The organism is uncultured Roseibium sp. (genome assembly GCF_947499295.1).
Lineage (GTDB): Bacteria > Pseudomonadota > Alphaproteobacteria > Rhizobiales > Stappiaceae > Roseibium.
Genome location: NZ_CANMNP010000127.1, coordinates 1 through 546, shown reverse-complemented (window position 1 = coordinate 546; position 546 = coordinate 1). Strand labels below are relative to the sequence as shown.

The 546-nt window shown below is 51.6% G+C and carries 1 protein-coding gene; it reads left to right on the top strand.

Features of this window, described 5'->3' with window-relative positions; genetic code table 11:
* The first annotated feature begins 77 nt into the window (after positions 1 to 77).
* Positions 78 to 344 (top strand): transposase, encoded by a 267-nt coding sequence (locus Q0835_RS30075; RefSeq protein ID WP_298967178.1) that lies wholly within the window; start codon positions 78 to 80, stop codon positions 342 to 344.
* Positions 345 to 546: the final 202 nt, after the last annotated feature.

The following is a 546-nucleotide window of genomic DNA, read 5'->3' as shown; positions in this document are numbered from 1 at the left end:
AATTGGCGGCATGAAAACCAACCCGGATACACCTTAAATCAGCCGTCAACTTGTCCAGAAAATCGGGACCAATTCAATTGCTCCGCATCTCGGGAAAGTCAGAACTTGCGAAAGCGATCCGCTATGCTCTTAGCCGTATGAAGAAAATGCGCGACTATCTGGAAAATGGCTTTCTGGAATTGGACAATAATTGTGCAGAGCGTTCGATCCGCTGCGTGGCCTTGGGCCGGAAAAACTATCTCTTCATCGGTTCAGAAGGCGGCGGTAAGGCCGCTGCCATCATCTACACCATGATCGAAACCGCCAAACTGAACGACGTCGATCCGCAAACATGGCTCACATGAGTTCTCAATCAGATCGCCGATCACAAAGTCAACAGGATCGATGAACTCATGCCATGGCGATACACCGCGCAAATGGCATAACACTCACGCGCCCTACCGGGACCGCGCCAAGACCGGACGGTTACTTTTCGGGCGACGGCTCCCTGGGTTTGGTTTTACTCCTGGTAGAGCGTTGTCATGCTCATGTATTTTCGGCTTGACC